Annotated in this window: 14 protein-coding genes; 10 read left to right on the top strand and 4 right to left on the bottom strand. The window is 72.9% G+C overall.

Going from position 1 to position 19,632, the window contains the following annotated elements:
• Both AE652_RS13620 and AE652_RS13615 read left to right on the top strand, forming a co-directional pair.
• On the top strand, positions 1-362 hold a 362-nt coding region (locus tag AE652_RS13620; protein WP_049651597.1), incomplete at its 5' end, for a nitronate monooxygenase.
• A 131-nt stretch (positions 363-493) separates the two neighbouring features.
• Positions 494-823: an XRE family transcriptional regulator gene (locus AE652_RS13615; protein ID WP_049651594.1), complete on the top strand. Its 330-nt coding sequence runs from the start codon at positions 494-496 to the stop codon at positions 821-823.
• Positions 824-845: 22 nt separating this feature from the next.
• Here AE652_RS13615 and AE652_RS13610 read toward each other — a convergent pair whose 3' ends face one another.
• On the bottom strand, positions 846-2,297 hold the full coding sequence (locus AE652_RS13610; RefSeq protein WP_049651593.1) for an aminopeptidase P family protein: 1,452 nt from the start codon (positions 2,295-2,297) through the stop codon (positions 846-848).
• A gap of 162 nt (positions 2,298-2,459) precedes the next feature.
• On the opposite strand from AE652_RS13610, the gene AE652_RS13605 reads away from it, so the two are divergent.
• The 5 genes from AE652_RS13605 to AE652_RS13585 are packed head-to-tail and all read left to right on the top strand — an operon-like array spanning position 2,460 to position 8,166.
• Positions 2,460-4,208 carry an ABC transporter substrate-binding protein gene (locus tag AE652_RS13605; protein ID WP_049651592.1) on the top strand — a complete coding sequence of 583 codons (1,749 nt, stop codon included), beginning with the start codon at positions 2,460-2,462 and terminating at the stop codon, positions 4,206-4,208.
• A 13-nt stretch (positions 4,209-4,221) separates the two neighbouring features.
• Positions 4,222-5,184: an ABC transporter permease gene (locus AE652_RS13600; RefSeq protein ID WP_049651591.1), complete on the top strand. Its 963-nt coding sequence runs from the start codon at positions 4,222-4,224 to the stop codon at positions 5,182-5,184.
• Positions 5,181-6,167 (top strand): ABC transporter permease, encoded by a 987-nt coding sequence (locus AE652_RS13595; protein WP_049651590.1) that lies wholly within the window; start codon positions 5,181-5,183, stop codon positions 6,165-6,167. Before AE652_RS13600 ends, AE652_RS13595 begins: the two co-directional genes overlap by 4 nt.
• On the top strand, positions 6,167-7,165 hold the full coding sequence (locus tag AE652_RS13590) for an ABC transporter ATP-binding protein (protein WP_049651589.1): 999 nt from the start codon (positions 6,167-6,169) through the stop codon (positions 7,163-7,165). The genes AE652_RS13595 and AE652_RS13590 overlap by 1 nt, the downstream gene beginning before the upstream one ends.
• On the top strand, positions 7,165-8,166 hold the full coding sequence (locus AE652_RS13585; RefSeq protein ID WP_049651588.1) for an ABC transporter ATP-binding protein: 1,002 nt from the start codon (positions 7,165-7,167) through the stop codon (positions 8,164-8,166). Before AE652_RS13590 ends, AE652_RS13585 begins: the two co-directional genes overlap by 1 nt.
• A 150-nt stretch (positions 8,167-8,316) precedes the next feature.
• Here AE652_RS13585 and soxR read toward each other — a convergent pair whose 3' ends face one another.
• Positions 8,317-8,790 carry a redox-sensitive transcriptional activator SoxR gene (soxR, locus tag AE652_RS13580; protein WP_049651587.1) on the bottom strand — a complete coding sequence of 158 codons (474 nt, stop codon included), beginning with the start codon at positions 8,788-8,790 and terminating at the stop codon, positions 8,317-8,319.
• Positions 8,791-8,876: 86 nt separating this feature from the next.
• On the opposite strand from soxR, the gene AE652_RS13575 reads away from it, so the two are divergent.
• Positions 8,877-10,313, top strand: coding sequence for an MFS transporter (locus AE652_RS13575; RefSeq protein WP_049651586.1), 1,437 nt, complete (start codon positions 8,877-8,879; stop codon positions 10,311-10,313).
• 122 nt (positions 10,314-10,435) lie between these two features.
• Here AE652_RS13575 and AE652_RS13570 read toward each other — a convergent pair whose 3' ends face one another.
• Complete coding sequence (locus AE652_RS13570; RefSeq protein WP_049651585.1) at positions 10,436-12,802, bottom strand: immune inhibitor A domain-containing protein; 2,367 nt, start codon at positions 12,800-12,802, stop codon at positions 10,436-10,438.
• Between the two features lie 182 nt (positions 12,803-12,984).
• On the bottom strand, positions 12,985-15,051 hold the full coding sequence (locus AE652_RS13565; protein ID WP_199823090.1) for a prolyl oligopeptidase family serine peptidase: 2,067 nt from the start codon (positions 15,049-15,051) through the stop codon (positions 12,985-12,987).
• A 92-nt stretch (positions 15,052-15,143) separates the two neighbouring features.
• On the opposite strand from AE652_RS13565, the gene AE652_RS13560 reads away from it, so the two are divergent.
• Positions 15,144-16,316: an aminotransferase class V-fold PLP-dependent enzyme gene (locus AE652_RS13560; RefSeq protein WP_234348369.1), complete on the top strand. Its 1,173-nt coding sequence runs from the start codon at positions 15,144-15,146 to the stop codon at positions 16,314-16,316.
• A 269-nt stretch (positions 16,317-16,585) separates the two neighbouring features.
• The gene (locus AE652_RS13555; protein ID WP_049651584.1) at positions 16,586-19,441 is read left to right on the top strand and encodes an RNA helicase; all 2,856 of its coding nucleotides are present in this window, start codon (positions 16,586-16,588) and stop codon (positions 19,439-19,441) included.
• Positions 19,442-19,632: the final 191 nt, after the last annotated feature.

Here is a 19,632-nt window from a genome sequence, read left to right as displayed (position 1 = left end):
CGGCACTGCGGGCGGGGGCGGTGGCGGTGCAGCTGGGCACGGCGCTGCTGCGGTCGGACGAGTCAGGCGCCTCGGCCGCCCACCGGGCGGCGCTCGTCGAACTCCCGGAGACGGCCGTCACCCGCGCCTTCACCGGCCGCCCGGCCCGCGGCCTGCGCAACGGCTTCATCGACCGCCACGGCCCGTACGCCCCGCCCGCCTACCCCGAGGTCCACCACCTCACCGCCCCCCTCCGCGCCGCCGCCGCCCGCCGCGGCGACACCGACGCCATGCACCTCTGGGCCGGCACCGCCCACCACCTGGCCCGCACCGGCCCGGCGGAGCGGATCGTCGCCGACCTGTGGCAGGCAGCGCGCGGGTAGCCGGTCGGGGGCGCGCAGGACCCGGCGTGTTGTCCCTCGCAGGGGTGGATTGAGCGGGAAGTCCCTGTAGAGCTCATGAGTTGAGTGCTTAACGTGGCGCCCATGCACAGGCAGAGCGCCGGAGGGCGCGCATGAAGGGTCGTAGCTGGACCGAGGTGTGGGCCGAGGCGCAGCGGATCAACCCCTGGTTGGCTTCGCCGGAGGCGGAGGCCGATCGGGCACGGATCCGGAAGGAGAACCTGGCCCGGATTCGCGGCTACGAGCTGGCCGAGATGCGGAAGTCGGCCGACCTCACCCAGAAGGAGGTGGCGGAGCTGATGGGCGTGAGCCAGGCGCGGGTGTCGCAGATCGAGCATGGGCAGGTGGACAGCCTGGACAACCTGCGGGCGTATTCGGCGGCGATCGGCGGCGAGGTCGAGGTGATGATCCGGCGGGGGGAGCGGACGATCAAGGTGGCTTGACCGTCCGCTCCTGGCGGCCTCCTCAGGAGAGCAGGGTCGCCATCCAGGACTCGACGTCGGTGGCGGTCCTCGGGAGGGCGCCGGACATCAGGTGGGCGCCGTCGGGGGTGATGACGAGGTCGTCCTCGATGCGGATGCCGAGGCCGCGGAGTTCGGCGGGGAGGGTTTCGTCGTCGGGCTGGAGGTAGAGGCCGGGTTCGACGGTGAGGACCATGCCCTCCTCCAGGGTGGCGTCGAGGTAGCGGTCGGCCCGGGACTTGGCGCAGTCGTGGTAGTCGAGGCCGAGCATGTGGCCGCTGCCGCAGAGGGTGTAGCGGCGGTAGAGGCCGTTGTCCTCGGCGAGGGCCTCTTCGGCGGAGACGGGCAGGACGCCCCAGTCGGCGAGGCCTTCGGCGATGACCCGCATGGCGGCGCGGTGGAAGTCGCGGAACCGCGCGCCCGGGCGGAGGGTGGCGATGCCGGCGCTCTGGGCGGCGAGGACGAGGTCGTAGGCCTGGCGCTGGATCGGGGTGAAGGTGCCGCTGAGCGGCAGGGTGCGGGTGATGTCGGCGGCGTAGAGGGTGTCGGTCTCGACGCCGGCGTCCAGCAGGAGGAGCGAGTTCGGGTCGAGGGCGCCGTCGTTGCGGATCCAGTGCAGGACGCAGGCGTGGGCGCCGGAGGCGGCGATGGTGGTGTAGGAGGTGCCGTTGCCCTCGGCGCGGGCGCGCAGGTCGAAGACGCCCTCGATCCAGCGTTCGCCGCGGTGGTGGCGCAGTGCGGTGGGCAGGGCGCGGACGACGTCCTCGAAGCCGGTGGTGGTGTGGTCGACGGCCAGTTGCAGCTGTCCGACCTCCCATTCGTCCTTGACCAGGCGCAACTCGGAGAGGACGGCGGCGAGTTCGCCGTCCCGCCGGCCGTCGGCGGGCCGTCCGGTGGCCTCGTCGACGAGCGGGTCGGTGCCGGCCCGGACCCGGGTGGGGGGCTGGGGGCCGGTGAGCAGTTTGCCGAGGTCGTCGAGGTGTTCGGTGCGTACGCCGGTGAGTCGGGCGGCTTCGGCGAGGTCGGGCCGGGAGCCGACCCAGAACTCGCCGTAGCGGCGGTCGCGGTAGAACTCGCCGCCGTCGCGCGGTGAGCGCGGGCGCAGGTAGAGGACGGGCTCGTGGCCTTCGGGGCCGGCCGGTTCGAGGACGAGGACGTGGTCGGCCTGGTCCTCGCCGGTGAGGCCGGTGAGCCAGACGTACGCGCTGTGCGGGCGGAAGCGGTAGTCGAGGTCGTTGCAGCGGACCTTGAGCCGGCCGGCCGGGACGATCAGCCGTTCGCCGGGGAAGGCGGCGGAGAGCCGGGCGCGGCGGCCGGGGAAGCGGTCGTGGCCGGGGACGCGCCGGTCGGCGGGGAGCGGGGTGGCGGCCCAGCTGGTGGCCATGAAGGAGGCGAGGGCGGGGGAGACCGGGAGGTCGTGGCTCCCGGTGTTGAGGCCGGTCGGGGGAAGGGTCACCGGTGAACTCCTTGGCGGGGCGGGGGAGATGCTGGCACGGACACAGCTCGGTAACGGGAGCCGTCACCTCTTGTGCAGTGCAATTTCACATTACTATGTTACGGGTCACACAGCGCAGCGGCCAGATCCGGCGGATCGGGCCCCCCACAGCGGAGTTGCAACATGACCAGGCGCACCCACGCCGCCCTCGCGGCGGCCCTCGCGGCGACCCTCACCCTCGGCCTCGGGGCCTGCTCCAACGACAAGAGTGACGGCGGCAGCGACGCCGCCCCCTCCGACGGCAAGGGCCCGGGCGCCGCGTCCGGCTCGGTCATCGGCGGCACCCCTGCCAAGGGCGGCACCCTCACCGTCCTGACCAACCAGGACTTCGCCCACCTCGACCCGGCCCGCAGCTGGGTGGTGCCGCACATGGACTTCGGCACCCGGCTGATCTACCGCACCCTGACCACCTTCAAGGCCGAGCCGGGCGCGGCGGGCAGCGAGATCGTCCCGGACCTCGCCACCGACCTCGGCAAGTCCTCCGACGGCGGCAAGGTGTGGACCTTCACCCTCAAGGACGGCCTCAAGTACGAGGACGGCTCGCCGATCAAGGCCGCCGACATCAAGTACAACGTCGAGCGGTCCTTCTCCCCGGACCTCACCGGCGGCCCCGACTACGCGATCCAGTACCTGGCCGGCGGCGAGAACTACAAGGGCCCGCTGAACGGCGAGCACCTGGCGAGCATCGAGACCCCGGACGACAAGACGATCGTCTTCCACCTGAAGCGCCCGGTCGCCGAGTTCTCCTCCACCGTCTCGCTGCCGACCTTCTCCCCGGTGCCGCAGTCCCAGGAGAAGGGCACCCAGTACGACGCCCGGCCGTTCTCCTCCGGCCCGTACAAGATCGAGACCTACGACCGCGGCAAGCAGCTGGTGCTGGTCCGCAACACCAACTGGGACCCGGCCACCGACACCGTCCGCAAGGCCTACCCGGACAAGGTCGTGGTCACCGAGGGCATCAAGGGCGGCCAGGCCGACGACCGGATCATCGCCAGCGACGGCGCCGACGCCAACGCGATCAACATGCCGTGGATGGCGCACGAGACCGTCGCCAAGGTGCTGCCCAAGCCGGACGTCAAGTCCCGCATGGCCGCCGAGGTCACCGGCTGTACCGACATGCTGTACATGAACACCTCCAAGGCCCCCTTCGACGACCCGAAGGTGCGCGAGGCGATGATGTGGGCGGTCGACCGCGAGGGGCAGGTGACGGCCTTCGGCGGCCCGGCGATGGCCGACGTGGCGACCTCCTACCTGCCGCCCTCGCTGACCGGCGGCGTCAAGTCCGACCCGCTGAAGGTCCCGGCGGCCGGCGACCCGGAGAAGGCCAAGAAGCTGCTCCAGGAGGCGGGCAAGAGCGACCTCAAGGTCTCGCTCACCGTCTCGCTCGGCGACAAGAGCCGTGCCGAGGCGATCCAGCAGTCGCTGTCCAAGGCCGGCGTCCAGGTCACCATCAACACCACCGACCCGTCCGCCTTCCAGGACACCGTCGGCGACATCAAGAACGCCCCCGACCTGACCATCAGCGGCTGGTGCCCCGACTACCCCTCCGGTGCGACCTTCCTGCCGTTCCAGTTCGACGGCCGCACCATCAAGGAGAAGGGCAACCAGGGCAACCTGAGCCAGTTCAAGGACCAGGCCACGATGGACCGGATGGACCAGATCGCGGCCATGACGGACGTCAACGAGGCCAACAAGGCCTGGCAGCAGCTGGACCAGGACCTGGCGAAGAAGGCCCCGGCCGTCCCGCTGATCTGGCAGCGCCGCCCCCTGCTGGTCGGCACCAACGTGGCCGGCGCCTTCGGCAACCAGGGTTACGCCGGGATGCTCGACCTGGGTGCCATCGGCCTCAAGGACCCCGCCAAGGGCAAGTGAGGGGCCGGCAGCGATGAGTACCACCACTGAGCCCGCCGCCGTGGCAGACGCCACGGCGGGGGGCGCCAAGAAGAGCGCCGGGCGCGGGCCCTGGCGGCTGGTCTGGGACCAGCTGTGGGCCAAGGGCCCGGCCCGGTTCGGGCTGATCACCGTCGGCGTGCTGATCCTGGTCACCGCGCTGGCCGGACCGCTCAGCGCCCTCGGCGGCTGGACCCCGGAGGAGTTCGACAAGCGCGCCGTCGACCCGTACCTGGGCGGCGTGCCCCGGGGCGACTTCGGCGGCATCAGCGCCCGGCACTGGCTGGGCGTCGAGCCGGGCAGCGGCCGCGACCTGTTCGCCCGGGTGCTGCACGGCGGTCAGGTGTCCCTGCTGATCGCGTTCACCGCGACCGCCGTGGTCGTGATCGCCGGCACCCTGGCCGGCATCGCGGCGGGCTACTTCGGCGGGCGCGTCGACACCCTGCTGTCCCGGCTGATGGACCTCACGATGTCCTTCCCCTCGCTGATCTTCATGATCGCGATGATGTCGGTGGCCAAGGACGTCAACCGGATCCTGCTGATCACCCTGGTGATCGGGCTGTTCACCTGGCCCGGCATCGCCCGGGTGGTGCGCGGCCAGACCCTCTCGCTCAAGCACCGCGAGTACGTCGAGGCCGCCAAGGTCGGCGGGGCGCGCTCCTGGCGCATCCTCACCCGCGAGATCCTGCCGAACGTCTCCGGCCCGATCATCGCCTACACCACCCTGCTCGTCCCCGGCATGATCGCCACCGAGGCCGCGCTCAGCTACCTCGGCGTGGGCGTCCGCCCGCCGACCGCGTCCTGGGGCCAGATGATCGCCGAGAGCATCGTGCACTACGAGACCGACCCGACCTACTTCCTGATCCCGACCGCCTTCCTGTTCGTCGCCGTGCTCGCCTTCACCCTGCTCGGCGACGCGCTGCGCGACATCCTCGACCCCCGGGGAGGCCGGTCGTGATCCTCTACCTCGGCCGCCGGCTGCTCGGCGTGGCGGGCATCCTGCTCGCCATCTGCGCCATCACCTTCACCATCTTCTACCTGCTGCCCAACGACCCGGCAGCGGCCGCCTGCGGCAAGACCTGCAGCCCCGAGCGGCTCGCCGACGTCAAGTCGGCGATGGGCCTGGACAAGCCGGTCTGGGACCAGTTCCTCGCCTACCTCGGCGGCATCTTCGCCGGCCGCGACTACGGCTCCGGCCCCAGCGCGGTGCACTGCGGCTTCCCCTGCCTCGGCTACTCCTACGAGTACGGGCTGCCGGTCTGGGACCTGCTCACCGACCGGCTGCCGGTCTCCATCTCGCTGGCCCTCGGCGCGGCCGTGCTCTGGCTGGTCCTCGGCCTCGGCGCGGGCGTCACCTCGGCGCTGCGCAAGGGCAGGCCGATCGACAAGACCCTGATGGTGCTGTCCGTCGGCACCGCCTCGCTGCCGGTCTACTTCACCTCGATCATGCTGATCTGGGGCCTGGTCAGGACGGCCGGCGTGCTGCCCTACCCCTCGTACCACAAGTTCACCGAGAACCCCTTCGAATGGGGCTCCAACCTGCTGCTGCCGTGGATCGCGCTGGCCCTGCTGTACGCGGCCATGTACGCCCGGCAGAGCCGCAACTCGATGATCGAGGCGATGGCCGAGCCGTACATCCGCACCGCCCGGGCCAAGGGCCTGCCGCCGCGGACGGTCACCGTCAAGCACGGGCTGCGCTCCGGGATGACGCCGATCCTGACCATCTTCGGCATGGACCTCGGCGGCCTGCTGGCCGGCGCGGTCATCACCGAGTCGATCTTCGGTCTGCCCGGCGTCGGCCGGCTGTTCTACGACGGGCTGGCCCGTTCCGACCAGCCCGTGATCCTCGGCGTCACCCTGCTCGCGGCCTTCTTCATCGTCGCGGCGAACCTGCTGGTCGACCTGCTCTACGCGTTCGTCGACCCGAGAGTGAGGTACTGATGACCAGGCTGTTGGAGGTCGAGGACCTCAAGGTCGCCTTCGACACCCCGCGCGGCACCGTCCGCGCGGTGGACGGGATCTCCTTCGCCGTCGAGGCCGGTCGCACCCTCGGGCTGGTCGGCGAGTCGGGCAGCGGGAAGTCCGTCACCTCGCTCGCCGTCATGGGCCTGCACCGTGGCGCCGCCGTCACCGGCTCGATCCGGCTGAACGGGCAGGAGCTGAACGGGCTCGGGGAGCGGGAGCTGGGCACCGTCCGGGGCCGCCGGATCGCGATGATCTTCCAGGACCCGCTGTCCAGCCTGCACCCCTTCTACACCGTCGGGGAGCAGATCGCCGAGCACTACCGGGTGCACTTCAAGGCCAACCGCAAGGCCGGGCGGGCCAAGGCGGTGGAGATGCTGGCCGAGGTCGGCATCCCGGAGCCGGCCCGCCGGGTCGACGAGTACCCGCACCAGTTCTCCGGCGGCATGCGCCAGCGCGTCATGATCGCCATGGCGCTCGCCTGCGAGCCCGAGCTGCTGATCGCGGACGAGCCCACCACGGCGCTCGACGTCACCGTCCAGGCGCAGATCCTCGACCTGATCGCCCGGATCCAGCAGGAGCGCGGCCTCGGCGTCGTGATGATCACCCACGACCTCGGCGTGGTCGCCCGGGTCGCCCACGAGGTGCTGGTCATGTACGGCGGCCGGGCCGCCGAACAGGCCCCGGTGGACCGGCTGTTCGCGCAGCCCGCGCACCCGTACACGCGCGGTCTGCTGGACTCGCTGCCGCGCCTGGACGACACCGACGACGCCCCGCTGCGGGCCATCCCCGGCAGCCCGCCGTCGCTGATCGCCCCCGCCCCCGGCTGCTCCTTCGCCCCGCGCTGCGCCCGCACCACCGCGGCGTCCGCCGAGGAGCACTCCCGCTGCCTGGCCGAGCGCCCCGTGCTCGACCGGCTCGCCCCCGGCCACCAGGCCGCCTGCCACCTGCCGCTGGTGCCGGAAGGGGTGCTGTGATGACCACACCGTCGACGAAGGACGCGGCCGGACCGCTGCTGTCCGTACGGGACCTGGTGAAGACCTTCCCCGGCCGGCGGAGCCGCACCGGGCGCCCCGGTGCGCCGGTCCGGGCGGTGGACGGGGTGAGCTTCGACGTCGGGGCGGGCGAGACGCTCGGCCTGGTCGGCGAGTCCGGCTGCGGCAAGTCCACCACCGGGCGGATGATCGTCCGGCTGCTCGACCCGACCTCGGGCACCGTCACCTTCGACGGCACCGAGATCGGCGGGCTCTCCCAGGCCCGGCTGCGGCCGCACCGGCGCGACCTCCAGATGGTCTTCCAGGACCCGTACTCCTCGCTCAACCCCCGGCAGACGGTGGCCCGGATCATCTCCGAGCCGCTGCTCGTCCAGGGCGAGAGCGCGGCGGCCGCGCGCAAGCGGGCCGCCGAGCTGATGGAGCTGGTCGGGCTGATCCCCGAGCACCTGGACCGCTACCCGCACGAGTTCTCCGGCGGCCAGGCCCAGCGCATCGGCATCGCCCGCTCGCTGGCCACCTCGCCGCGGCTGGTGATCGCCGACGAGCCGGTCTCCGCGCTGGACGTCTCCATCCAGGCCCAGGTGGTCAACCTGATGGAGCGGCTCCAGCAGGAGCTCGGGCTGGCGTACGTGTTCATCGCGCACGACCTCTCGGTGGTCAAGCGGGTCTGCGACCGGGTCGCGGTGATGTACCTGGGCCGGATCGTGGAGATCGGCGACAAGGCCGAGGTGTACGGCAGCCCCGCGCACCCGTACACCAGGGCGCTGCTGTCCGCCGTCCCGCTGCCCGACCCGGAGGCGGAGCGCACCCGGGAGCGGATCGTGCTGCTCGGCGACCCGCCGAGCCCGGCCGACCCGCCGCCCGGCTGCACCTTCCACCCGCGCTGCCCGAAGGCCCAGGACCTGTGCCGGACCGAGCGGCCGCTGCTGCGGATCGCCGGGCCCGGCGAGCGGCAGGCGGCCTGCCACTTCCCGGAGGTCTGAGCCGCACAAGCCCCCGGTCGGACGCGGCGGGGAACCCTGCGAGGGCCGCGTCCGGCCGGGTTCCAACCCCTTCCCCGCCCACGCGTCGACGGCGTCCCACGCGCCGACGGCGCCTCACTCCTCGACGGCGTCTCACCCGTCGACGGCGTTTCACTCCTCGACGGGCAGCAGGCCCTCCTCCGGCAGCAGCCGGCGGGGGCCCGGCCCCTCGGCGGCCAGCTCGTCCCCCGGGTTGAGCACCCGGCAGCGGCGCAGCGACACGCAGCCGCAGCCGATGCAGCCGGTCAGCTCGTCCTCCAGCCGCTCCAGCTCGGCCCGGCGGGCGCGCAGCTGCTCGGCCCAGCGCCGGGAGATGCGCTCCCAGTCGTGCTTGCCGGGCATCCGGTCCTCGGGCAGGCCGGTGAAGACCTCGGCGACCTCGGAGAGCGGGATGCCGAGCCGCTTGGCGACCAGGATGAGCGAGATCCGGCGCAGCACGTGCCGCCGGTAGCGCCGCTGGTTGCCGGCCGTGCGCTCGGAGGAGATCAGCCCCTGGTCCTCGTAGAAGCGCACCGCCGAGGTGGCGATCCCGGCCCGCCGGGCCACCTCTCCGACGCTCAGCAGGTCGACCGGCGCGGTGGTCATGGCGACTCCTCGGTTCCTTCGGCTTCCTTGACTTCAAGTTCCCTTGAAGTCCTAGCGTACCGGACGTGACCGAATCATCTGCCGTAGTGACCGACACCTCCCCTGCTGAGCAGGGCAGTTACGCACCGGAGTCGCAGTCCTCCGGGGCCGCCGCCGGGTGGCGCGAACTCTTCTCCCGCCGGTACGCCGCCCCCGCCTCGATCCTGGCCGGCGGCGTCGCGCTGTACGCGATGAACCTCTACTTCACCGCCGCGCTGATGCCCTCGATCGTCGCCGACATCGGCGGCGAGCGGTACTACGCGTGGGTGGCCACCGGCTTCCTGATGGCCGCCGTGATCGCCTCGATGCTGGTCAGCCGGCTGCTGGAGCGCCTCGGCGCCGCCCGGGCCTACGTCCTGGGCTTCCTGGTCTTCGGCGCCGGCGCCGTGGTCAACGCGCTCAGCCCGTCGATGGCGGCGCTGATCCTCGGCCGGGTGGTGCAGGGCCTCGGCGGCGGGCTGGTGGCCGGGCTCGGCTACGCGGTGATCCGCAGCGCCCTGCCCGAGCGGCTGTGGACCCGCGCGGCCGGACTGGTCTCCGCGATGTGGGGCGTCGGCACCCTGGTCGGGCCGTCGCTGGGCGGGCTCTTCGCCCAGCTCGGCGCCTGGCGCGGGGCGTACGTCCTGCTGCTGGCCGCCGCGCTGGTGCTGGCGCTGCTGGCCCGCCGGGTGCTGCCCGGGCGCTCCGGCGCGGGTCGGGGCGGCGGCCCGGTGCCGCTGCCCTCGCTGCTGTTGCTCACCCTGGCGGCTGCCGTCTTCAGCGTCAGCTCGACCGTGCCGTCCGGCTGGCCGACGGCGCTCTGCCTGCTCGCCGGACTGGCGCTGCTGGTGGGCTTCGCGGTGGTCGAGCGGAGCTCGGCGGCGACGGTGCTGCCGCGGCAGACCTACCGGCCCGGCAACCCCCTGAAGTGGCTCTACCTGACCGTCGCGGTGCTCTGCGCGGGCGTGGTGACGGAGAACTTCATCCCGCTGTTCGGCCAGCAGCTGGGCGGCCTCGGCCCGCTGGTGGCCGGCTTCCTCGGCGCCGCCACCTCGGCCGGCTGGACCGCCGCCCAGCTGTTCAGCGTCGGCATCGAGTCGGCCCGCGGCCGGGCCCTGGCGATCCGGGTCGCCCCGTTGGTGCTGGTCGGCGGCCTGCTGGTGTACGGGCTGTCGCAGACCGGGCACGCTTCCGGGCTCCGGGTGCTGCTCTGGGCGGTGGCGCTGTTCGCCGCCGGCACCGGGATAGGCCTGGCCTTCCCGCACCTGAGCGTGGCCGCGATGCGCAGCAGCAGCGATCCGGCCGAGGGCGGCAAGGCGGCCGCGGCGATCAACACCACCCAGCTGATCGCCTTCTCGGTGACCTCGGCGCTGGCCGGCACCCTGGTCAACCTGGGCGGGGACAGCCCGGTCGACTCGGCCCGGTACATGACCTTCGGGATCGCCGCGATCACCGTCCTGGGGGTGGTCACCGCCGCGCGCACCGCGCGCAGCCTGGGGCGCTGACCCCGGGTACCCGGCCAGCCTCGGGCGCGTGAGCTGGCCCGGGCGCACGAGCAGGCCCCGGGCGCACGAGCAGGCCCCGGATCCCTTTTCGTCGGGGGGATCCGGGGCCCTTCACGTACCGGTCAGGAGGCCGGGCCCACCCGGACGGTGGTGATCCTGCCGCCCTGGGACTCCCGGACGACCTCGATCTTGGTGTTGGTGTCCGGCACCTTCACCGTCAGCTGCGGCGTGGCCGGGTCGCCGTACACCCCGGTGCGGTCGTTGAAGACCGGGACGGCCGGCTTCGACGGGACGCGCACCGCGACGCCGCCCTTGTGCAGGGTGAACGCCGTGGTCGGCTTGAGCGAGAAGGTCGCGTCGTAGGTCTGCGCCCGCCCGTTGACCAGCGTCCCGTCGGCGAAGCGGATCGGCGCCGGACGGGCGTCGATCGGCAGGATCAGCCCGCCGCCGGGGTGGTCCTTGGTGTTGTTGTCACCGTACGAGGTGTCCCACAGCCAGATCAGGACGCCCTCCTGGTACGGGTAGTTGTCCACCACGTTGGCCTTGCCCGCGACGCCGCTGTAGCCGAAGTTGTACGGGCCGGTCTTCAGGAACTCGCCGTAGCCGGTGTAGCGGCGGTTCTCGGCGAGGTACGCGCGCGGGTGCTGCTTGACGGCGGTGCGGCCGTCGATGACCGTGAAGCCGCCGGCCGTCCAGCCGTTCGCGCCGTTCTCGGCGCCGTCGGCGAACAGCACGGCGGCGCCGGCGGTGGCCTTGACGGCGTCCACCAGCACGCCCCGGCCGTGGGTGTTGCCGTCCGAGGTGACGTGGAAGCGCAGCCGGACCTGCTGGCCGAGGTAGCCGTCCAGCGGGATGTGCAGCTGCTTGTAGCTGCCGGAACTGCCGCTCAGGCCGGGGGTGTTGGCGCTGGTGTTGCCGATCGGGGCGCCGTCCACGGTGCCGCCGAGGGAGGTCCAGTGCTTGCCCTGGTCGGTGGAGGCCTCGACGGTCAGGAAGTCGTAGTCCTGCTCGGTGTCGTACCAGACCGCCGCGTCCAGGGCGGCCGGGCCGGCGGCGGCGCGCAGGTCGACGTCCCGGGCCAGGGAGTTGTCGAGGTTGTCGCCGGTGTCGCTCCACCACTGCCGGCCGCCCTCGTACGGGTCGGCGAGGTCGGTGCGGGTGGTGCCGTCCGGCAGGTGGACCAGGACGGCCTGGGCCTGGTCGGTGTTGTAGCTGCTCACCCCGAGCGCGTGGGTGGAGCGGGTGGCGGCCTGCGCCTCGTCGTAGTCGAGCCAGCCGAACTGCAGCTTGCTCCAGGCGTCGAGGTCGCCGGGGTAGCCGCCGGTGGTGTTCGGACCCTTGCCCAGGTAGGAGCCGGAGGACATCAGCGACCAGAAGTTGACGCTGTTGTCACCGCCGTTGGTGGGGTACAGGTCGGGCAGGCCGAGGTTGTGGCCGAACTCGTGGGCGAACAGGCCGACGCCGCTGTTCTCGCCCGCCTGGACGTAGTCGTAGACGTACAGGCCGGTGTCGCCGACGGGGGCGCCGCCGATCCTGTTGCCCTCCGGGCCGGTCTGCCCGGTCGCGTCCGGGAAGGTCCAACTGCGGTGCGCCCACAGCGCGTCGGCGCCCTGGGCGCCGCCGCCCCAGGTCTCGTCCACGCCCGCGTGCACCACGACGACGTTGTCCAGGTAGCCGTCCGGCTGGGCGAACTCGCCGTTCTTGTCGTGGTCGTAGCGGTCGTAGACGTCGTACTGGGCGAGCTGCGCCTTGATGTCGGCGGCGGAGCGGCCCTTGGCGACCTCGCCGTCGTACCAGGCCTTCACGGCGTCCCGGATGAACTCCTGGCCCTGGGTCCAGGCGCCGGAGCCCTGCGGGCCCTTGTTGCTGCCGTAGCGGGCCTCGTTGTACGGGACGGTGACCCAGTCGCTGACGGTGCCCTCGACGTCGTACCGGCCGGAGGACTGGGTGCGGTAGTAGTTGCGCATCGACACCGCGCCGGGCGTGTCGTCGAAGAACATCTTCTGGTAGTAGCCGCGGTCGAAGTCCTGTGACCACAGGGTGTGGTTGTCGTCCTTGCCCGGCTTGGGGATCTGGTTGTGGGCCGGGCCGGGGGTGCCGCCGTAGCGGGGCTGGCCGTTCCACTGGGTGGTGTTGTCGACCTGGTCGCCGAACTGGGCGAGGATCACGAAGACCTTGTCCGTGCGCTGGTGCGCGAGCTGGACGTAGTCGTTGCCGACCTTCACCTTCGCCGGGGCCCGCTTGCCGGCGGCCTTGGCGACGGTGCCCTTGTTGAGCTGCTCCAGGGCCTTGCCGCGCAGCGCCTGGCGCTCGCGCTCCTGGGGCGCGAGCGGGGCCGGCGGGGCCTCGGCGCCCTGTTGGGCGTCGGCGGACGCGGCGGCGAGGGCGATGGGGGTCGGGGGTGCGGCCTGGGCGGGGGTGCCCAGCAGGGTGGCCGCTATCGCACTCGTGGTGAGTGCGGCGGCGAGGGCCGCGGACAGTCTGCGCAACTGACCGGTCCTTTCCGGGGGATGGGGGTGCCTCGGTCATCGGTAGGTGAAGCGCAGGTAATATTTCACATGTCACGGGTTACGTGAAAGAGGTGTGCGGCAAGCGAAAGGGCGCCGCACCCGGGGGTGCGACGCCCTTCGACTGCCGGGCCGTCACCCGGCGGCCCCGACGCTGCTGCGGATCAGCCCAAGGAGGCCCGCAGGAAGGCGAGTTCGGCCTGGGCCAGCTGCTCCAGCAGCCCGCCCGGGGTCATGTGGGTGGCGCCGGGCAGCGGCAGCACGTTGTGCGGGCGGCCGGCCCGGGTGAGCGCCTGGGAGAGCAGCAGGGTGTGCGAGGGGTGGACGTTGTCGTCGGCCAGCCCGTGGATCAGCAGCAGCGGCCTGCTCAGACCGGGCGCGTCGGGGAGCAGGCAGTCGTCGGCGTAGCCCTCCGGGTTCTCCTGCGGCAGGCCGAGGTAGCGCTCGGTGTACGCGGTGTCGTAGAGCCGGAAGTCGGTGGGCGGGGCGCCCGCGCAGGCGGCGTGGAAGACGTCCGGGCGGCGCAGCACGGCGAGCGCCGCGAAGTAGCCGCCGTACGACCAGCCGCGCACGCCGACCCGGCCGAGGTCGAGGTCCGGGTGCCGCTCGGCGAGCGCGAGCAGCGCGTCGACCTGGTCGTCCAGCGCCACCTGGGACATCCGCCGGAAGATGGTGCGGGAGAAGTCCGGGGAGACGAACGGGGTGCCGCCGTTGTCGACGGTGACCACCGCGAAGCCCTGGTCGGCCCACCACTGCTTGAGCTGCCAGCGGCGCGGCTCGGCGGCCACCGCCTGGTAGCCGGGCCCGCCGTAGACGTCCAGCAGGACGGGCAGCCGGGTGCCGGGGACGTGGCCGCGCGGGTACACCACGGCGCTGGGCAGGGCGCGTTCGGTGACCCGGGCGAGCTGCGGCTCCACCCGGTGGGGCAGCGGCTCGCTGAGGTCGGTGAGCGCCAGCTCGTGGCCGTCGCGGCTGATGACGCGCCGGAAGCCGTCGGCGGTGGCCGAGGTGAGCAGCAGGGTGTCGGCGGCGGCGAGCGCCGAGTGCAGGCCGGGGCCGGAGGCGAGCGGCTCGGGTGCGCCGCCGTCCGGGTCGACCAGGTGGACGTACTGGTCGAACGGGTCGCCCTCGCCGGTCTCGCAGAGCAGTCGGCCGTGCAGCCGGCCGACGACCCGGCGGATCTGCAGGCCGGTGGTGTCCAGCGGCTTGCCGTCGAGCGCGAGGCCGCGGGCCTGCGGGGTGTCGTGGACGGTGAGCAGTCGGCCGTCGGCCAGCCGGGCGGGGGTGCCGGGCAGGTCGTCCACCCAGAACTCGTCGGTGGTGCGGGAGAGTTCGGCGGTGTCACCGGTGGCCGGGTCGGCGCTCAGCAGCAGCACGTTCTGCTGCAGGCGGTCGGCGACGGTGAGCAGCACCTCCTCGGTGGAGGCCCAAAAGGCGGCGCAGAGGTACGGGAACTCCTCGGTGTCCCAGCGCAGTCGGACCCGGGTGCCGTCGAGGCCGAGCACCCAGAGCTGGACGTCCGCGTTGGGGCCGCCGGCCTGCGGGTAGGCGAAGTCCTCGGGGGCCTCGCCGGGGTGCGCCGGGTCGGCGAAGTACCGTCGGGGGACGGCGGATTCGTCGACCCGGGCGGCCAGCAGCGCGCCGCCGTCCGGGCGCCACCAGTGGCCCCGGTGGCGGCCGAGCTCCTCGGCGGCGGCGAACTCGGCGACGCCCCAGCGGGCGCCGTCGGCGGGGGAGAGCGGTTCGAGGCCGGGGGTGACGTACAGGGCGTCCTCGGCGACGTAGGCGACGCGCTGTCCGGTGGCGTCCGGCCGGGGGTCGAACGCGGGCCCGGCGACCGGGAGTTCGTCGCTGGTGCCGGCGGTGGTGTCGGTGCGGAACAGCCGGCCGTCCAGGGTGAAGACGGCGGTGGCGAGGTCGGCGGTGGCGGCGTACGTGCCGATCCCGGCGGCGACCAGCCGGCTGCGCTCGCGCAGCCGGCGCTCGACCACGGGCAGGTCGTCGCGCCGGCCGGTGCGGCCGGGCAGCAGCGCGGCCGGGTCGGCGACCAGCCGCTCCTCGCCGGTGGCGGTGTCGAGCAGGTGGAGGCGGTCGACCGGATCCTCCGGACCGCTGGAGCGGAGGAGCAGCAGCCGGGTACCGTCCTCGGCGAAGGTGTACGCACGCGGCGCGCCGAAGGTGAACCGACCGGTACGGGCGCTGAGGGCAAGGAAGGCGTCGGTGATGGTCACGGCCCGATGGTGGTCGCGCGGTGTGTGTCCCGACCAGTAGTCTGTCATGTGAAATGTCACACACCAGTGTGCGCCAGTGAGCGGAGGAAACCGTGATCGAGGACCTGCGGACCGTCGAACCCCCGGCGCCACTGCCCGCCGCCGACGGGCTGTTCAGCGTGTCGCCGCGGACCGCGCACCTGAACCACGGCTCCTTCGGCGCCGTGCCCGTCCCCGTCCAGCGGGCGCAGGACCGGCTGCGCACCGAGCACGAGCAGGACCCGGACGGCTTCTTCGCCGACCTCCCGGCCCGGATCGCCGCCGCCCGCGCCCGGATCGCCGCCGAACTCGACACCGACCCGGACCGGCTCGCGCTCGTCTCCAACGTCACCGAGGCGGTCGCGATCGCCCTCGACAGCATCCCGTTCGCGCCCGGCGACCGGATCCTGGTCACCGACCACGGCTACGGCGCGGTGACCCAGGCCGCCGCCCGCAAGGCCGCCGAGACCGGCGCCGAACTCGTGGTGGCCCCCGTCCCGCTGGACGCCCCCGACGAGCAGGCCGTCCGGGAGGCGGTGCTCGCCGCCGTGGACGGCCGCACCACCGTCGCCGTCCTGGACCAGCTGACCTCGCCCACCGCCCGCCTGGTCGCCGGCCCGGCCCTGCTCGCCGACCTGCGCGCCCGCGGCGTGACCACGGTGGTGGACGGCGCCCACGCCCCCGGCATGCTGCCCGCCCCGATCGACCCGAACGCCGACTTCTGGTTCGGCAACCTGCACAAGTGGGCCTTCGCCCCGCGCGCCACCGGGGTGCTCGCCGTCCGCCCCGAGTGGACCGGCCGGGTGCGCCCGCTGGCACTGTCCTGGGAGCACGACAAGGGCTTCCCGGGCAACGTCGAGTGGCGCGGCACCTGCGACTACACGCCCTGGCTGGCCGCCCCGGCCGGCTTCGAGCTGCTGCGCGGCCTCGGCCACCCGGCGGTGGCCGCCCACAACACCGCCCTCGCCGCGTACGGCCGCCATGCGCTGACCGAGCGGGCCGGCCTGGCGCCGCTGCCCGCGACGCCCGGGGTGTGGATGCGCACCGTCCGGCTGCCGGCCGGGTACGGCGAGACCGAGCCGCAGGTGAAGGCGCTGATGGCCGAGGTGTGGCACCGGTTCGGCACCCGGATCGCCGTCCGCCCCTGGGCCGGCGGCGGGGTGCTGCGGGTCAGCGCGCAGCTGTACAACCGGCCGGAGGAGTACGAGCGGCTGGCGGACGGGCTGGCGGAGCTGCTGAAGGGCTAGGCGCGGCGGTCCTCCCGTGTCGTGGTGGCTCGGACGACGACGGTAGGGAGCCGTCACCGGCCTCCACCAGGAATGACCGGAGACGATCGGGCCTGACCCCGTCCCGATCACTTGAAGACATTTGCAACTATGGATCTGAGAGGGAACTGATCCCGGGAGTGTGCCGAGGGAGTGAATCCGTCGCACGGAAAAACGGTGCTATCGATGTCAGTCCACCCGGGTAACCTCTCGCTGAGATGCGAGATCACACCAATCACACCCGGACGGCGATGAACACCCCCGATCCAGAGCCCCAGGACGACCAGGAGCTCAGCCCCGCCGAGGCGTACGCGGCCAGCCGTCGCCGGGCGCAGGAGCAGGCCACCGCCCTGTACGGCTTCCAGCAGCTGTACGACTTCCCGCTGGACGACTTCCAGCTGGAGGCCTGCGAGACGCTGGAGGCCGGCTCCGGCGTCCTCGTCGCCGCCCCCACCGGCTCCGGGAAGACGATCGTCGGCGAGTTCGCCGTGCACCTGGCCCTGGCCGCGGGCCGCAAGTGCTTCTACACCACGCCGATCAAGGCGCTCTCCAACCAGAAGTACGGTGACCTGGTCAAGCGCTACGGCGCCGCCAAGGTCGGCCTGCTCACCGGCGACAACACCGTCAACGGCGACGCACCCGTGGTGGTGATGACCACCGAGGTGCTGCGCAACATGCTCTACGCGGGCTCCAGCACCCTCGACGGCCTCGGCTACGTCGTGATGGACGAGGTGCACTACCTCGCCGACCGCTTCCGCGGCGCCGTCTGGGAGGAGGTCATCATCCACCTCCCCGAGTCGGTCACCCTCGTCTCGCTCTCCGCGACCGTCTCCAACGCCGAGGAGTTCGGCGACTGGCTGGACACCGTGCGCGGCGGCACCAAGGTGATCGTCTCCGAGACCCGCCCCGTGCCGCTGTGGCAGCACGTGATGGCCGGCAACCGGATGTACGACCTGTTCGCCGACCCGGACCGCGACGGCCGCCCCAAGCACAGCCTGAAGAACCCCGGCAAGGCCGTCAACCCCGAACTGGTCCGGCTCGCCCGCTCCGAACTCGACCGCAACCCGCGCGACCGCTTCGGCCGCGGCCGGGGCCGCTCGATGCCCAACGGCCGTCCCGGCCGGGTCTGGACGCCGGGCCGGGTGGACGTCATCGACCGGCTCGACGCCGAGGGCCTGCTGCCCGCGATCACCTTCATCTTCAGCCGGGCCGGCTGCGAGGCCGCCGTCCAGCAGTGCCTCAGCTCCGGCCTGCGGCTCAACAAGGACTCCGACCGCGCCCTCGTCCGGGCGTTCGTCGAGGAGCGCTGCGCCGACATCCCCGACGAGGACCTGCACGTCCTCGGCTACTTCGAGTGGCTGGACGGGCTGGAGCGCGGCATCGCCGCCCACCACGCCGGGATGCTGCCCCGGTTCAAGGAGGTGGTCGAGGAGCTCTTCGTGAAGGGCCTGGTCAAGGCCGTCTTCGCGACCGAGACCCTGGCGCTCGGCATCAACATGCCCGCCCGCTCGGTGGTCATGGAGAAGCTGGTCAAGTGGAACGGCGAGACCCACGCCGACATCACCCCCGGCGAGTACACCCAGCTCACCGGCCGGGCCGGGCGGCGCGGCATCGACGTCGAGGGCCACGCCGTGGTGCTGTGGCAGCGCGGCCTCGACCCGGAGGCGCTGGCCGGCCTGGCCGGCACCCGCACCTACCCGCTGAAGTCCTCGTTCCGGCCCTCGTACAACATGGCCGTCAACCTGGTCTCCCAGTTCGGCCGGCACCGCTCGCGCGAGCTGCTGGAGACGTCCTTCGCCCAGTTCCAGGCGGACCGCTCGGTGGTCGGCATCGCCCGCCAGGTGCAGCGCAACGAGGAGGGGCTGGAGGGCTACCGCGAGTCGATGACCTGCCACCTCGGCGACTTCGACGCGTACATGGAGCTGCGCCGCAAGCTCAAGGACCGCGAGAACGAGATGGCCCGCGAGGGCAGCAGCCAGCGCCGCGCGGCCGCCGTCGAGTCCATCGAGCAGCTCAAGCCGGGCGACGTCATCCACGTGCCCACCGGCAAGTTCGCCGGCCTCGCCCTGGTCCTCGACCCGGGCCTGCCGCCGGTCAACCGCTCCGGCCGGGGCGGCCCGCGCCACCCCGACTACCAGGACGGCCCGCGCCCGGTGGTGCTCACCGCCGAGCGGCAGGTCAAGCGGCTCGCCATGATCGACTTCCCGCACCCGGTCGTCGCCGTCGACCGGCTGCGCATCCCCAAGTCCTTCAACCCGCGCAGCCCGCAGTCCCGGCGCGACCTCGCCTCGGCGCTGCGCACCAAGGCCGGCCACCTGGAGCCCGAGCGGTTCCGGCGCGGCCGCGCGGCCGCCGCCGACGACCCGGAGATCACCCGGCTGCGCACCGAACTGCGCCAGCACCCCTGCCACGGCTGCTCCGACCGCGAGGACCACGCCCGCTGGGCCGAGCGCTACCACCGGCTGCACCGCGACACCGAACTGCTGGAACGCCGGATGCGCTCGCGCACCCACACCATCGCCCGCACCTTCGACCGGGTCTGCGGGCTGCTCACCGACCTCGGCTACCTCAGCGGGGACACCGTCACCGACGACGGCAAGCGGCTCGGCCGGCTCTACGGCGAACTCGACCTGCTCGCCTCCGAGTGCATCCGCGAAGGCGTCTGGAGCGGCCTCGCCGCCGCCGAACTCGCCGCCTGCGCCTCGGCGCTGGTGTACGAGGCCCGCCAGGCCGACGACGCCGGCGCCCCCCGGGTGCCGGAGGGCGCGGCCAAGGAGGCGCTCGGCAAGATGGTCCGGATCTGGGGCCACCTCGACGCCCTGGAGGAGCAGCACCGGATCAACACCGCCGAGGGCGTCGGCCAGCGCGAGCCCGACCTGGGCTTCGCCTGGGTTGCCTACCGCTGGGCGCTCGGCCACAACCTCGACCAGGTCCTGCGCGACGCCGACATGCCGGCCGGCGACTTCGTCCGCTGGACCAAGCAGCTGATCGACGTCCTGGGCCAGATCCAGGACGCCGCCGGCGAGGACGTCGAACTCCGCAAGACCGCCCGCAAGGCCGTCGACGGCCTCCGCCGCGGCATCATCGCCTACTCCTCCGTCGGCTGACGCCTCACCCCCGCAAGGGCCCGCCCGCTCACCCACCCGAGCGCGCGGGCCCTTCCGCATCCCCGCCGACGAAGGGAACGGGAAGCCGCTGCCGCCTCACGGCCCCGGCGCCTCCCCAAGGATCAATTCGGGTGGGATGCCGCCAGGCCTGCGGCCTTGGCGGCATCCCACCCCCCACCCCCCACCCCCCA

The sequence above is a fragment of the Kitasatospora sp. MY 5-36 genome (genome assembly GCF_001182915.1).
Taxonomy (GTDB): Bacteria; Actinomycetota; Actinomycetes; order Streptomycetales; family Streptomycetaceae; genus Kitasatospora.
Note: the sequence above shows the minus strand (reverse complement) of the source record. Positions and strands in the feature narration are given on the sequence as shown.

Coding starts and splice junctions, on each gene's coding strand:
- AE652_RS13615 (WP_049651594.1), top strand. CDS start 494: ATGAAGGGTCGTAGCTGGACCGAGGTGTGGGCCGAGGCGCAGCGGATC.
- AE652_RS13605 (WP_049651592.1), top strand. CDS start 2,460: ATGACCAGGCGCACCCACGCCGCCCTCGCGGCGGCCCTCGCGGCGACC.
- AE652_RS13600 (WP_049651591.1), top strand. CDS start 4,222: ATGAGTACCACCACTGAGCCCGCCGCCGTGGCAGACGCCACGGCGGGG.
- AE652_RS13590 (WP_049651589.1), top strand. CDS start 6,167: ATGACCAGGCTGTTGGAGGTCGAGGACCTCAAGGTCGCCTTCGACACC.
- AE652_RS13585 (WP_049651588.1), top strand. CDS start 7,165: ATGACCACACCGTCGACGAAGGACGCGGCCGGACCGCTGCTGTCCGTA.
- soxR (WP_049651587.1), bottom strand. CDS start 8,790: ATGACCACCGCGCCGGTCGACCTGCTGAGCGTCGGAGAGGTGGCCCGG.
- AE652_RS13555 (WP_049651584.1), top strand. CDS start 16,586: ATGAACACCCCCGATCCAGAGCCCCAGGACGACCAGGAGCTCAGCCCC.